The organism is Okeania sp. (assembly GCF_035285525.1).
Classification (GTDB): Bacteria; Cyanobacteriota; Cyanobacteriia; order Cyanobacteriales; family Microcoleaceae; genus Trichodesmium.
The window spans coordinates 1-14,588 of record NZ_JAYKGW010000259.1; the positions used below are offsets into that span (position 1 = coordinate 1).

At 36.8% G+C, this 14,588-nt stretch carries 9 protein-coding genes; 3 read left to right on the forward strand and 6 right to left on the reverse strand.

The genetic code is table 11. The features are described 5' to 3' along the window. The first annotated feature begins 625 nt into the window (after positions 1-625). Positions 626-2,707 (forward strand): sensor histidine kinase, encoded by a 2,082-nt coding sequence (locus VKJ25_RS24325; RefSeq protein ID WP_324239231.1) that lies wholly within the window; start codon positions 626-628, stop codon positions 2,705-2,707. 438 nt (positions 2,708-3,145) lie between these two features. On the opposite strand, the gene VKJ25_RS24330 is transcribed toward VKJ25_RS24325, so the two are convergent. The 4 genes from VKJ25_RS24330 to VKJ25_RS24345 form a co-directional block, all read right to left on the reverse strand. Further along, on the reverse strand, positions 3,146-3,943 hold the full coding sequence (locus tag VKJ25_RS24330) for a formylglycine-generating enzyme family protein (RefSeq protein WP_324239232.1): 798 nt from the start codon (positions 3,941-3,943) through the stop codon (positions 3,146-3,148). 42 nt (positions 3,944-3,985) lie between these two features. Further along, entirely contained in the window at positions 3,986-5,986 is a 2,001-nt protein-coding gene (gene uvrB, locus VKJ25_RS24335) for an excinuclease ABC subunit UvrB (RefSeq protein WP_324239233.1), read from the reverse strand. A gap of 480 nt (positions 5,987-6,466) precedes the next feature. Further along, on the reverse strand, positions 6,467-7,108 hold the full coding sequence (locus tag VKJ25_RS24340; RefSeq protein ID WP_324239234.1) for a (2Fe-2S) ferredoxin domain-containing protein: 642 nt from the start codon (positions 7,106-7,108) through the stop codon (positions 6,467-6,469). A 166-nt stretch (positions 7,109-7,274) separates the two neighbouring features. Further along, positions 7,275-7,520 carry an Asr1405/Asl0597 family protein gene (locus tag VKJ25_RS24345; RefSeq protein WP_324239235.1) on the reverse strand — a complete coding sequence of 82 codons (246 nt, stop codon included), beginning with the start codon at positions 7,518-7,520 and terminating at the stop codon, positions 7,275-7,277. Between the two features lie 280 nt (positions 7,521-7,800). On the opposite strand from VKJ25_RS24345, the gene dpsA reads away from it, so the two are divergent. Beyond that, positions 7,801-8,340: a DNA starvation/stress protection protein DpsA gene (gene dpsA / locus VKJ25_RS24350; RefSeq protein ID WP_324239236.1), complete on the forward strand. Its 540-nt coding sequence runs from the start codon at positions 7,801-7,803 to the stop codon at positions 8,338-8,340. 731 nt (positions 8,341-9,071) lie between these two features. After that, positions 9,072-9,842, forward strand: a complete 771-nt coding sequence (locus tag VKJ25_RS24355) for an MBL fold metallo-hydrolase (RefSeq protein ID WP_324239237.1) — start codon at positions 9,072-9,074, stop codon at positions 9,840-9,842. Between the two features lie 76 nt (positions 9,843-9,918). Here VKJ25_RS24355 and VKJ25_RS24360 read toward each other — a convergent pair whose 3' ends face one another. Together VKJ25_RS24360 and VKJ25_RS24365 are read right to left on the reverse strand one after the other, a co-directional pair. Next, the gene (locus VKJ25_RS24360; protein WP_324239238.1) at positions 9,919-13,176 is read right to left on the reverse strand and encodes a beta strand repeat-containing protein; all 3,258 of its coding nucleotides are present in this window, start codon (positions 13,174-13,176) and stop codon (positions 9,919-9,921) included. 1,229 nt (positions 13,177-14,405) lie between these two features. Further along, positions 14,406-14,588: hypothetical protein (locus VKJ25_RS24365; RefSeq protein WP_324239239.1), on the reverse strand; the 183-nt coding region annotated here is incomplete at its 5' end.

The following is a 14,588-nucleotide window of genomic DNA, read 5'->3' on the forward strand; positions in this document are numbered from 1 at the left end:
AAAAGCTTACTAATTTTAGGTGATCCTTGTAGATTGAGACCCGTAAAAATGTAGGTTGGGTTGAGGAACGAAACCCAACAAAAGCTTACTAATTTTAGGTGATCCTTGTAGATTAAGACCTGTAAAAATGTAGGTTGGGTTGAGGAACGAAACCCAACAAAAGCTTACTAATTTTAGGTGATCCTTCCAGAAGCAAGCTACTTTCCATCCTTCGCAATGCTAAGGTGAACAACCCAATCTAAGTCTGTTGCTCCATTTTAGATGTGTCAACCAAACCCCTAAAAATGTAGGTTGGGTTGCAGCTTGCTTCCGCATAGCGGTACGATAGTAAAACCCAACAAAGCTTTACTAATGTTGGGTTTCGTACCTCAACCCAACCTACGTCTAGGTCTAAACTTGTTATTTTATCGTAGGGGTTTGGTTTCCAAATCCCCTTTTTATTAGGGTTTGAACACCAAACTTTTATAACTAAAAATAGGTTTTAAATCCGGATAATTCCTAATATTAAATCAGGCAAATTTCAAGAATTATTAATATTTATCAAAAAATATTAAATAGCCGTAATAATAATTTAATTCTGTTAAAATAAATACAATATTAAAAAAACTAAACTATTTATTTAGCAATGTTAAAATACTATTTTTCAAATAATTTAGCTCAAACACTCCTGCTTCAAGGAGGAGCTTGCTGGAAAGACCCACCTGAATTAGTATGGGTAGAAACTACTTCTAATATTTTAATCACTTTTGCTTTTTATTCTATTGCAGCCTTAATTATCTATTTTACCTATAAACGACAAGACATACACAAAAATTGGATAACCCCCATTCTAGCGATTTGCATCCTCTTCTATGCCACAACCAATCTAATAGAAACTTGGAATTTATGGTATCCCAATAATTTACTTTTAGGTTGGCTTGAGCCGATTAGTGCAATTGTTTCTATATCAATTGTTGGTATAATGGTGTCATTAATTCCTACCGCACTAACTATTCCCACTCCAAATGAATTACAGTTAGTAAATGCTGAATTAACATCAGAAATTAAACGTCGCCAAGAAGCAGAAAAATTAGCTCAGAGCGTAAATGTGTTGTTAGCAAAACAAGTCAAAAATCGTAGTACAAATTTCACTTGGTTGAGCAATAAATTGTCTGAAACTCTCAGAAAACAACCCCAAGTTAAGGAACAATTACAGTTGAGTCATTTTGCCATCGAACGTTCTGCTGATGCAGTTTTTTGGATAGCTAAAGATGGAAAATTAATATATGTCAATGACGCAGCGTGTTATTCTTTAGGATATTCTCCAGCAGAATTATTATCAATGACGATCCATGATATCAACTCTGATTTTCCTAAAAATTCATGGTCTCTGCATTGGAATTTATTAAAAAAATGCGGTCATTTGAAAATAGAAGCTTATCATTTCCATAAAAATAAATATAGATTTCCAGTAGAAATAACTCTTAATCATTTGAAATTTAAAGGTCAAGAATATCAATGTTTATTTGCAAGAGATATTAGCGATCGCAAAAAAAGTGAAATTGCTCTGCGCAACTCAGAAGCAAGAGAACGAAATAAAGCTGAAGAACTAGAAATGACGCTCAAAGAGTTGAGACAGACTCAAACTCAATTAATCCAGACAGAAAAAATGTCTAGTTTAGGTCATTTAGTAGCAGGTATTGCCCATGAAATTAATAATCCAATTAGTTTTATTTACGGCAATATTAAATATAGCAATCAATACATTCAAGACTTCCTAGAATTGATTAACCTTTATCAAAAGCATTATCCTCATCCTCACTCAGAAATTCAATCTTACATAGAAGAAATAGAGCTAGATTTTCTCAAGCAAGATGTGGCAAAAATTATGTCTTCAATGCAAACTGGAGCTGAACGTATTGGTTCCATAGTTTCATCTTTGCGTAATTTTGCCAGATTAGATGAATCAGCCAAAAAATCAGTAAATATTCACGATGGAATTAACAATACATTGTTAATTTTAAAGAATCGACTAAATCTGGTAACTCAGAAAAAATCAGAAGAGATTCAAATTATTAAAAATTATGGAGATTTACCATTAATTGAGTGTTATCCAGGACAATTGAATCAGGTATTTATGAATGTTTTGAATAATGCAATTGATGCCTTAGAAGTTTCCATTTTATCAAATAGTTGGAGGACTCAAAATCAACAGCTAAATCATACAGTTTTAGATATGAAAAAGGGAATTAATACTTACAGTCAAACAACTTTAAATATCAGTTCAGAAATTAGTAATAAAAATCTGCAAAGTTATCTAAAAAAATCAGATTATTATCATAAATATTTAGTTTATAATAGCAATAAAAACAGTGACAAAATACTTGATTTTGCAAAAAAAAATAATCAGGAAAAATTGAAAAAGCCAACAATTTATATTACTACAAAAATGGTAGATGATAATTTAATATGTATTCGGATTGCTGATAATGGTTTAGGTATGAATGAACAAATATCTAAACAAATTTTCGACCCATTTTTTACTACCAAACCTGTAGGTAAAGGTAAAGGTTTAGGATTAGCAATTAGTTATAAAATTATTGTCGAAAAACATCAAGGAAATATTCAATGTTATCCTGTATCAGGAGAAGGTTGTGAGTTTGTGATTCAGATTCCAGTTAGGTTGAAAAAACAGGGAACAGTAACATCATTTAATAAAGCTGGTTAAAGAACGCAGAGGGAATCCCCCCTACCCCCCTTTGAAAGGGGGGAAGCAGAAGAGAAAGAAAGGTTTAATCGGCGATCATAGGGGTTTGGTCTCCAATTTTTCAGGAACCGTACCCTCTACAAACTCTGAATTTTCCCTTTTTTCTCATGGTAGAACCTTATTCTCTAAAGCAAGTAGAAATTGCTATAATTTATCAGTTACAGCAGATTTTATCCTAGTGTAGCTTATGGAAAAAAGAAGCACGCAAGGATTTTGCCACGGATGTGCGGATGGATTTTGTAGGGTGCGTTAATGAAATGTAACGCACCGCCAATATCAGATATTTCGGTGCGTAACGCTTCGCTAACACACCCTACTGGACTCAAAAAAATTGCGACGTGCTAAGGTGCGACTCAAAGGAAAAAGGAAAGAAGGATAAAAGAAAAAAGAGGAAAAATCCTAGGAACGAGAGACAAATGAGACGACACGAAAACCCATAACGTTGGAGTGGAAGTCAACATAGTCGTAACTACGCTTGGCATACCGACAATACAAAGAAATGTAGTACCAACTACCGCCACGCAGCACTCTTGTACTAATATCTCCTTGAGTTTCCCAAGCGCTTCCGTCAGTAGGCGCTCCGTCATAGTTATCATGCCAAATATCTTGACACCATTCCCAAACATTGCCCTGCATATCGTATAAACCAAAAGTATTGGGAAGAAAACTTCCCACATCAGTTGTTTCTTTCCGAAATTCTTTTTTAGGAACATAAGCATCAGGATAGTTACCATCGTCGTTAACTAGCTCAGAAGAAGATGTTGTTGTTCCGGCACGAGAAGCATATTCCCATTGACTCTCACTGGGCAAACTATAAATTTTCCCAGTTTTCGTAGACAGATTTTGGCAAAACTCTATGGCATCATACCAACTCACATTTTCTACTGGGCGATTTTTTCCTCTAAATATAGAAGGATTTTTATCCATCATAACCTGATATTGTTCTTGAGTAATGGGATATTTACTCATATAAAAAGGTGGGAGAGTAACCTCATGTTGCGGGGTTTCATTTTCCTTTTTTTCCTCTTCATTGTCTGGCGAACCCATGAAAAAAGTTCCCCCAGGAATGTAAACCATTTCTAATTCAATACCATTACCTAAATCTTCTACTAAAATTAATTTTTTCCCACAACTTTGACAGAATATTGTTTCTGGTGGATTAGATTTTAAACAGTTAGGATTTAAACATTGAGTCATATCATTTATCAGTCTACTACTGAACTACTTTTTTGATAAATTTTAAGAATTACCAACTAATTTATCCCGCAAATGCTTAATCTGATCGCGCAATTTAGCTGCCTCTTCAAATTCTAATTTTTTTGCCGCTTCTTTCATCTGAGTTTCTAACTTTTTAATTAATTCTGGAACGTCATCTAAAGACAACTCATCTACTTGTTCATAAACCTCTTCCAACTGTTGATAATTTAAACGGCGCGACACATCTAAAAATGCCAAAATTGCATTACTTTGTTTCTTCACAATAGGCTTGGGTGTAATATTATTCATCTTATTATATGCCAACTGAATGCCTCGTCTTCTTTCTGTTTCATCTATAGCTTTCATCATACTATCTGTCAAATTATCTGCATATAAAATAGCCTGACCCCGGACATGACGCGCTGCTCTACCAATGGTCTGAATTAATGAACGTCCCGACCGTAAAAATCCCTCTTTATCTGCATCTAAAATAGCTACTAAAGAAACCTCTGGTAAATCCAAACCTTCCCTTAATAAATTCACCCCAATTAATACATCAAATTCTCCTTCTCTTAAACCCTGTAAAATCTCGATTCTCTGAATAGAATTAATATCAGAGTGTAAATAACGAACCTTGACACTTTGCTCCTGAAAATATTCAGTTAAATCCTCAGCCATTCGTTTAGTTAAAGTTGTAATTAAAACCCTCTCTTCCAACTTAACTCTTTCCCTAATTTCCCCTAATAAATCATCAACTTGACCTTCAGTCGGGCGTACAATAATTTCCGGGTCAACCACACCAGTCGGACGAATAATTTGCTCAACAATTCTCTCCTCAGATTTCTCGATTTCCCAATCTCCAGGAGTAGCAGAAACTAAAATACATTGATTAACTTTTTGCCAAAATTCCTCTGATTTTAAAGGTCGATTATCTGCCGCACTAGGTAAACGAAACCCATGATCGATTAAAACTTTTTTCCGAGCTTGGTCGCCATTATACATTCCTCGAATTTGCGGAACTGTTACATGAGATTCATCAATAATTAATAACCAATCTTTGGGAAAATAATCAATCAAACATTCTGGCGGTTCCCCTGCTTTTCTACCTGCTAAATGCCGAGAATAATTTTCCACTCCATTACAATACCCCACCTCTCGCAACATTTCTATGTCGTATCGACAACGCTGTTCCAGACGTTGAGCTTCTAACAATTTTCCAGTTTTTTCTAACTCCTCTAATCGCTCATTTAATTCTGCTTCAATATCATTACAAGCTTCTTCTAATCTTTCTTCAGGAGTTACAAAGTGACGTGCCGGATATACATTTAAAGACTCTAAACTTTGAAGAATTTTTCCAGTTACCGGGTCAATATAACGAATAGCATCTATTTCATCCCCAAAAAATTCTACCCGAATAATTCTATCCTCATAAGCAGGTCCGATTTCCAAAACATCGCCCTTAACTCGAAATTTTCCTCTACCTAAATCTACATCATTTCTGGTGTATTGAACTGTGGCTAAATCTCTCAATAATTCTCGTTGGTCAATTTCTATTCCTACTTGCAAACGAATAGCTGCTTTTAAATATTCTGACGGCATTCCTAAACCATAAATACAACTAATTGAAGCCACAACAATTACATCTCGCCGTTCAAAAAGTGACCGAGTTGCTGAGTGACGTAACATATCAATTTCATCATTGACAGAAGCAGTTTTTTCGATATATGTATCCGTTACTGGAATATAAGCCTCTGGTTGATAATAGTCATAATAACTAATAAAATATTCTACAGAATTATTAGGAAAAAAATCTCTAATCTCATTACATAATTGAGCAGCTAATGTTTTATTATGAGCTAAAACTAAGGTCGGTCTGCCAACATTTTCTATAACAGAAGCTATGGAAAAAGTTTTACCCGTACCTGTAGCTCCTAATAATGTTTGAATGTTATGTCCAGCTTCAATATTGGCAGTTAATTGAGCGATCGCTTGAGGTTGGTCACCTGTAGGTTGAAAAGGAGCTTGTAAATGAAATTTTTCCATGATAGTTTAAAGATATAAAAAACTGTAGGGGTTTGGTTTCCAAACCCTAGCTCAGATTAGGTTTGGAAACCAAACCCCTACTGGACTGTTTCATCGAAAATGGTCCATTAGGGAGTAGGGGAGTAGGGGAGTAGGGGAGTAGGGGAGTAGGGGAGTAGGGGAGTAGGGGAGAAACATTTTTGTAACCTACAGCTATTGAACCATTTAAGGTGAAACCAAACCCCTACAATAAAGTATTACAAATTCTCACAAATCACAAGTGATTGCTATACAGTAGATTTCGGGCAAATTAAGTACAGGGTAAATGGTGAAAATTTTGTAAGTATACCTTACCCTGATTAATTATCAATTGTTAATTATTATAGGACTAAAGTCATAAGGTACGAAAAATAGGGGTTTGAGATTGGTTCCTGTTGTCGTATCGGACGAAAATACGTTGCAGTTGCGTAAGTCCTGTATTAATTATTAATTATTAAATTATTAATTATCAAAGTGCTTTTCAATAACTCCAGGAATTTCTGCCGAACTAACTCGACTGTATTTAGCCTTACTTGGCATAACTATTATGTTCGGTCCTGCTTTACACTTTTTCAAACATCCAGTTTTTTTAATTATTACTTTTTCTTGTAAATTTTTATCAAAAAGTGCTTGAGATAATGCCTGACAAATTTCCTCTGCACCTCGCTTTTGACAATCAGATTTTTTACATATTAAAATCTGAGCTTTTTTGTTGGCAAATTTAGTATTATCTCCAGTTACTTTTTCTGATTTACTAACAATATCCTTCGTTTTTGGCAACGTTAAATCTCTTATTGGACTGAAGACATCCTCCCCAGACTTTAAAAGGGGCAAGTTCTGAAAATCTGGTATAATTTCAAAAGCTTTAAGTTCTTCTTCACCAGTTTTTTTACATACTGCCATTTCACCAGTTATTTTCACTTCTAAACCTGGTATTAATACAGATGAAAAATTGCGTCGTAAATGCTTGGCTACTTTAACAACATAATTATTTCCTGCTGGTGTCTCTACATGAATATATTTCAATTTATAACCATCTTTAATAGTAACTTCTTGGATTTTTCCTTCTAAACTGAATTTTTTCAGATACTTGAATTTAGACATTTTTGATTGTTTGACTGCAAATAATTACTTTTATTAATTAATCAGAACTTACACACACCAAACCCAGAAACCCGGTTTCTCCTAAACTTCTTTTGTTCACAACAATGATTTACCATAGAAACCCGGTTTCTTTGCGTAATTACTTTTATTAATTCGTGGTATTAAATTAGCTAACCTGCCAACAGTTTTGTAACAATTGGACCAACTCACGACGGTTAGCAGTAAATTGTTTTAAGACACTTCGTAATTGGTTAGCCTCATTTATATTTTTTATATTTACCTGCAAAGGCTTTTCTACTTCGCACCAACAATCAATATCTAACTCTTGTAAACGTCTATAAACTTGCCATCTATCTACAGAACTTACATCTAGAATTTCACAAGTGTTTGGCTTTTGATTATATTTATTCATATTTTTTTTTTAATTGAAATATATTAGCACTAAATTTATTCTTAAGTTTTGGTGGAAGTAGATTATGTTTCTACCAATTAGCCTTTATTCCTGAGTAGAAAACACCTAATAATTTTTCTCAATAATTTGCCAAAAATTTTTGACTAACTCAAAATGTATTCTATCTGTAAATCTGAGCCTGGTTGACACTCCTATTAACTGTGGTAGACTAAATTTTACTAGCAATAAAAAAACTAGATAATTACTAATAAACCAAGTTAATTGATAGAGGATAAATAATATGGCTAATCAAACAGCAACTCCAGTACAAGTATTTGGTCAAATTGCCAATAACCCAGTTGGATTAGAAAAAAGTGTTACTGAACCTGTATGTGAAGGTATGAATATAGCTTTAGCCAGTTTCCAAGCTTTATACCTCCAATACGAGAAACACCATTTTGTAGTAGAAGGAGCAGAGTTCTACCAACTACATGAGTTCTTTCAAGAAAGTTATGATCAAGTCAGAGAGCATATCCATGATTTGGCAGAACGCCTAAATGGTTTGGGTGGAGTTCCAGTTGCTAGCTTCACTAAGTTAGCCCAAATGTGCTGCTTCACTCCCGAAGAAGATGGCGTTTTTAGCTCTCGTGCTATGGTAGAACATGGCCTCGGAGCAGAACAGGAAATAATTAAATTATTACGTCGTGTTGCTGCACAAGCTGAAAGTTTAGGCGATCGCGCTACTCGCTACCTCTATGAGCAAATTTTACTCAAAACTGAAGAGCGGGCGTATCATTTAGACCATTTCCTAGCTCCAGATACATTAGTTGTATTGAAGTAGGTCAACTTTTTAATTAATATAGGACTTACGCACGAACGCTATTGGTAGGGTGCGTTCGCTACGCAACATCTAAAGTGCACAAAGCACAACGCACCAATACTATATATACAGTGCCTTTGCGTAAGTCCTGTAATAATATCTCTAAAATGGGCAATTATTAATTGGTAAAGTTTTGCCTACCTATTAAGCTTCCAAAAAGAAGGAAACATAATAATATCGAGTGCCAGAGATATCATCTCTGTCAATTTTTTTTGACTACAGAAGTAGCTAGTAAACGAAGTATAACTCTGTTGAAAATATTTAGCAACTATTTTTAAAGAAAAATTTAATTTTTGTAAAATTGAGAGTCCAATTTTTTCATTAACGGGACTGACGCCAGGTGGCCATATTTGGTAGGGACGGGTTTCCCAGTTAAATTAAGCAGTTTTCACCTACAATTCAGATCAACCCGCCCCAATGACATAACACTGAAAATCACGATTTACGCAGAAACCCGGTTTATCAACAACATTTCGTGGTTTGAACAACAATATCATCGGAATCAACCCGGTTTCTTGGTTGAACAGGACTTACGCAGGTGCAACGTATTTTCCTTCGATACGACCGAAGGGAAGCAATCTCAAACCCCTGTTTTTCCTACCTCATGGCTTTAGTCCTATTGAAGTTAAGTTTCTGATGTAATAAATTGTTACAATATCAAGGAATATATTACTTGATTTAATACAAATAATATGCAATTAACTTGGTTAGACAGTAACTCTTGGCTCATGGAAATTGGAAGCAAACGACTCCTCATCGATCCTTGGCTCGTTGGTCCTCTAGTTTTCGGTAATGTACCTTGGCTATTTAAAGGGGAAAAAAAGACTCCCCGTCCCATTCCCGAAAATGTAGACCTCATTGTATTATCTCAGGGACTAGAAGACCATGCTCACCCAGAGACACTCAAACAGTTAGACAAAAATATTCCGGTTGTTGCTTCTCCCACGGCAGCAAAAGTAGCACAAAAGTTTGATTATTCTCAGATAATTACACTTAATCATGGTGATACTTACTCTTTTGAAAATAGTGTAGAAATTAGAGCGGTTCCTGGTTCACTTGTCGGCCCAACATTAGTAGAAAATGGTTATATTCTCAAAGACTTAACTAATAGCAATTCAATATATTATGAACCCCACGGCAACCACTCTGAAGAAATCAAAAAATTTGCTCCTATAGATGTAGTTATTTCCCCAATTATTAATTTGAACTTGCCATTATTGGGACCAGTAATTAAAGGAAATGAAAGTGCTTTACAGGTAGCTAAATGGTTGCAACCGCAAGTTATGTTACCGACAGCAGCAGGGGGCGATATAGATTTTCAAGGATTATTAATGTCTATTCTGAAAGCTGAAGGAAGTGTTGAAGAAACACAATCTCTATTTGTTAAAAATAATTTAGCAACAAAAGTTATAGAGCCTAAACCTGGTAAAAGTTTAGAAATACAATTAGAGCAGCGAAATTAATTGGGGTTTGCTGAAGAGGTAAAATTTATCCCCCCCTACCCCCCTTTGAAAGGGGGGAGTTAGTTCAAAAGGTTTATTAACCAAACAACCTAATATCATCAAGAATTAATTTATTAGGTTCGCTGCCAAAACTGACAGATTGAGCAACCCCGTTAAAATTAATTATTTGCTCTTGTTCAGTTAAAATGTAAGTACCGAAATCTTCTGATGACTCAGGGGTTTGAGCTAGAGTTACATCGTTTAAGATATTGCCAGTGCCGTTCGGACTATCATAAACCGTTACCCGATGATTAACAAAAGGAGAAGCATAACGGAATGATAGTCCTCCGGAGAAACCACCAGGAACATTCATAATAATTCCATCTCCCTCAGAGTAAGTAATAGCGTTGCCTTGAGCAGGGCCTACTAAAGCATCAATAAAATTACCATTTCCTCCCTGCTGGAAACTAACTATTCCGTCAGCATTCTCAAGTGTTACTCCTGTTAAAGAATCTATGGAATAGTCTTGTAGATTTTGAATGTCATTAAACCCTACTTCTCTGATATCTTCAATATTAATAGTAGCAGTGTTAGCTTCACTAACTGTGTAGCCATTATTGTTACTAGGCTGAATAGTTAGTTCTACTGTTTCTAGAGGTTCAACTATTCTATCATCTAGGGCATTAATATTCACAACTGCATTGGTGCTTCCAGCGGGAATAGTCACATTCAATGGTATTGCTTCATAGTCAGAACCATTGGTAGATGTACCACCAAGAGAATAGTTAACCACGATGTCGCTACTTTGGTTGCTATCGATATTGAAAATAAATTGACCTGGTTCTGCTCCTTCTGTTATATTGGGGGTGAGAGTATTTACATTGACTTTTACTGAAGGATTTGGATTTGGATTAAATATATCTGCCGGTGCCCCACTACCGAAAATAGTAGAAGTAACGTACTGAGTTGATTCTCCCGGAGCTAGAACAAAATTGTTCCCCAGAGCTAGAGCCACGTCGTAGGGAGGAATTTCGATAAACTCGTCTGCGTCTGGTCCATCGCCAGTTATGACATCATCAAGAGGAACTCCATTAATAATGTCATTAACCAAACCAGAAAATATATTTACCTCGGCACGTCCTGGTGGCGCACTGTTTCCTCCAACAGCAGTTATACCCACAAAAGTTGTAGCTGTCTGAGGGTTTTCTCCGCTGTCAGTCTCAAAAAGAATCTCCTGACCATCTATAAACAAGCGTCCGCCGGTATCAGCAAGAGTACCATCAAAAAACAAGTCACCGTCAGCATAGCGGGTTAAATCAAACGATGCAGTCTCAGTTCCTATATTTGTAATAGTGTAAGTTTGTACCAGGGTACTGCCTCTACGTTCCGTTCCCGCCAAAAGTTCGTCAACCGTTTGATTGAGACTAAAATTGAGATCGCCAATAGTAAAGGTACTATCAGCATTAGCTGCATTTGCCTGAAGAAAGCCCGGATTATTAAGCCCTTCAGCAGATTCAGCGTTTTGGTCATCAATACTACCTGTAGTTAGAAAAGTGCGAGTTGTTTCTCCTGTCAAGCGAAATGCTACTCCAGACTCAAACATAGTACCCGCTACACCTACATCACCAATAGGATCGTAGAAAGCATCGGAAGTGCTGCCACCAACATTTTGACCAAAGGAACCATAAGCATCAACACTAACTTTTAAACCACCATCGCCAGCAGGAGTATTTAAAGTTGCTGTCAAGATTTCTGCGACAGGAGGTGCATCGTTAATAGTAATAGTTGCAGAACTAACTCCACCAACTGTATAACTATTATCTGCACTAGGTTCAATAGTTAAGTTTACGGTTTCTCCAGAATCAGCATCTTGATCTATGAAGGCACTGATATTAATAGGTACACTGGTTTCTTCAGCCGGAATAACTATAACTGGTGCTGTTATTTCTTGATAGTCTAAATTGGTAGCTGTACCGTCAATAGTATAATTAACAGCAATTTCGTTACTTTGAGGACTATCGATGCTCAAGATAAACTGAGCTATTTCTCCTTCTATTATATTGGGGGTGGGAGCATCAATAGTGATTTGTGGTACAAGCCCAACGTTAGGATTTTCTTCAGTCGTAGGTATATCGTTAATACTAATAGTAGCAGTATTATTAGTTTCACCAACTGTGTAGCTACTATTCTCATCAGGTTGAAGAGTTAAGCTTACTGTTTCTCCAGAGTCAACTATTTCATCTGCTATGGCTGTAATATTGATAACTGCATCGGTTTCTCCAGCAGGAATAGTCACACTTGATGGTATTATATAGTCTTCATTGGTAGATGTACCCCCAACAACATAATTAACCACAATGTCGTTATCTTGGGGACTATCAATGGTAAACTCAAATTGACCGACTTCTCCTCCTTCTGTGATTTCCGAGGTGGGAGTTTCAATAATAACTACTGGTGGTCCAGGAATCGGATCGTTAATGGTAATAGTTGCAGTATTATCTAAACCAACTGTGTAGCTATTATCTCCACTAGGTTGAAGAGTTAGTTCAACTGTTTCTACTGATTCAAAAATTTCATCTGCTATAGCATTAATATCAATAGTTGCAGCTGTAATGGTTCCAACAGGAACAGGAAGAGTCACACTTAATGGTATCTCTTCATAATCTTCACCATTGGTAGATGTACCACCAACAGAATAATTAACAACAATGTCGTTAACTGTCAAGCTAAAAGGATCAGTAGAGACATAAAACTGACCAGGTTCCCCTCCCTCTGTTATATTTGAGTTCAGAGCCTCGATAGTGATTTCGGGTCGCAAGAGTGCAGCCTCTAGGTCACTGGAAGTTACATTCAGAAAATAGCCTATCGGTGTATTATTACTAAAATCTGTGATTAAAGCACCTTCAAGAATACCATCATTGTCTGGATCTATGTTTTCAGTACGAATGCCAAGTTGTTCTGCACTAGCTATTGCTAATGATAATGGTGTACCTGAAGGTCCAAATAGATTGTAGAATGATGCAATAGGCAACTCTAAATCTGAAACACCATTTAGCTCCCCTGGGTCTAAAGGACCTCCTAACCCTATTGGAGTAGTTGATAGAGCAGTATCCTCATTAACATTGAAATCAAGAACAATTACTCCAGGAATCGTCTGAGTAGACACAGAACTGCTTGGCACTACTTCTCCGAATGTAGGTAATGTTCCATCACCTTCCAAAACAAAAGTATCTTGTCCATTTACAACACCTTGCAAAATATCAATACCTGCACCTCCATCAAGAGTTTCATTAGGAACCTCGGCAAGTATTAGTTCAATATCTGGGTTTATGTTAATTGTTTGTCTAGTTACCATAACTTAGTATTGTTTCTTAGTAAGTAAAAATTGAATGGTTGGTAAGTTTTTGTTTAGTTTCACTGGTTTGGTTGAGGGACGAAACCCTACCAGAATAAAACTTTGTTGGGTTTCACTATCGTTCTACCCAACCTACCAACTTCCGACTCCCCCCTTTCAAAGCGGAGTTGGGGGGGATTCATAGTAAATTAAGCTTGTTGGGTTTCCCTCCGGGAAGCTCCGCTTTTCATGTCGCGCAGCGTTTTATGTCGGCTCAGAGCCGAAAACACTATCGTTCTACCCAACCTACGAACTTCCGGCTCCCCCCTTTCAAAGGGGGGTTGGGGGGGATTCGTAGTAAATTAAGCTTGTTGGGTTTCCCTCCGGGAAGCTCCGCTTTTCATGTCACGCAGCGTTTTATGTCGGCTCTGAGCCGAAAACACTATCGTTCTACCCAACCTACTGACCTTAAATAGTGGGTGACGACAGATTACTAAATTCCTTTTCATAGTGAAAATTTCATTAGATATTTCTGTCTAGTGCATTACATCATTGAGGGCGGGTTTATCTAAATTTCTAGATAGACCCGTTAAATTAACTGAGAAACCCGCCCCTACTGTTGACAAAAAATATTGTAGGGGCGGGTTTAAGCAGAAAAATTTCTGCTTCAGCTCATATTTAGCTAAACCCGCCCTCATCCAGAAAATTAGACCAGTCAGGCCACTACTAGATTTTTTCACCTAGAATAGTGTATTAGCTTTTTTCGTCACCCCATTTAGATATGTCAGTCTACTGAAAATTTGCTGATTTTGTTCCTACTATTTCTTAAGGAATAGTAGCTGTAGGTCTTTGTTGTTTCCGCACTTCATTGGGCACCAAACCATGGAACCCGAAACTCAACAACAATACAGTTGTGTTGGGTTTCGTTCCATGCTACGCAACCCTAACGGGTTCATGCCGCGAAGCGCGAAACAACAAGGGCCTACGAACTTCCGACTCCCCCCTTTCAAAGCTATCCCTTATAAGGAACTCCTGAAACCCTTGTGGGAGGGTGGGGAGTGTGGGAAGTAAGAATCTTGTCTACAGTTCTCAAAAAATAGTAATTTTTAATACACTTTCCTGAGGAAAAAGCCGATTCCAGACTAGAACATAACTCGTATTTTTTGTCAAGTTTTATGTTAAGAAAGATGTTTATAAAGCATAGCTTTCAAAGAGGGGTTGGGGGGGGGATTAATAGTAAATTAAGCTTGTTAGGTTTCGTTCCATGCTACGCAAGGCAAGCCCCAACAACAAGGGTCTACAGACTCCCCCCCTCTACCTTGTCCTCCTTGTCTACCTTGTCCTCCTTGTCTACCTTGTCCTCCTTGTCTACCTTGTCCTCCTTGTCTACCTTGTCCTCCTTGTCTACCTTGTCCTCCTTGTCTACCTTGTCC

Bases quoted from the DNA above. Each gene is read 5' to 3' on its own strand.
- VKJ25_RS24325 (WP_324239231.1), top strand. From the start codon at position 626: ATGTTAAAATACTATTTTTCAAATAATTTAGCTCAAACACTCCTGCTT.
- VKJ25_RS24330 (WP_324239232.1), bottom strand. From the start codon at position 3,943: ATGACTCAATGTTTAAATCCTAACTGTTTAAAATCTAATCCACCAGAA.
- uvrB (WP_324239233.1), bottom strand. From the start codon at position 5,986: ATGGAAAAATTTCATTTACAAGCTCCTTTTCAACCTACAGGTGACCAA.
- VKJ25_RS24340 (WP_324239234.1), bottom strand. From the start codon at position 7,108: ATGTCTAAATTCAAGTATCTGAAAAAATTCAGTTTAGAAGGAAAAATC.
- VKJ25_RS24345 (WP_324239235.1), bottom strand. From the start codon at position 7,520: ATGAATAAATATAATCAAAAGCCAAACACTTGTGAAATTCTAGATGTA.
- dpsA (WP_324239236.1), top strand. From the start codon at position 7,801: ATGGCTAATCAAACAGCAACTCCAGTACAAGTATTTGGTCAAATTGCC.
- VKJ25_RS24355 (WP_324239237.1), top strand. From the start codon at position 9,072: ATGCAATTAACTTGGTTAGACAGTAACTCTTGGCTCATGGAAATTGGA.
- VKJ25_RS24360 (WP_324239238.1), bottom strand. From the start codon at position 13,176: ATGGTAACTAGACAAACAATTAACATAAACCCAGATATTGAACTAATA.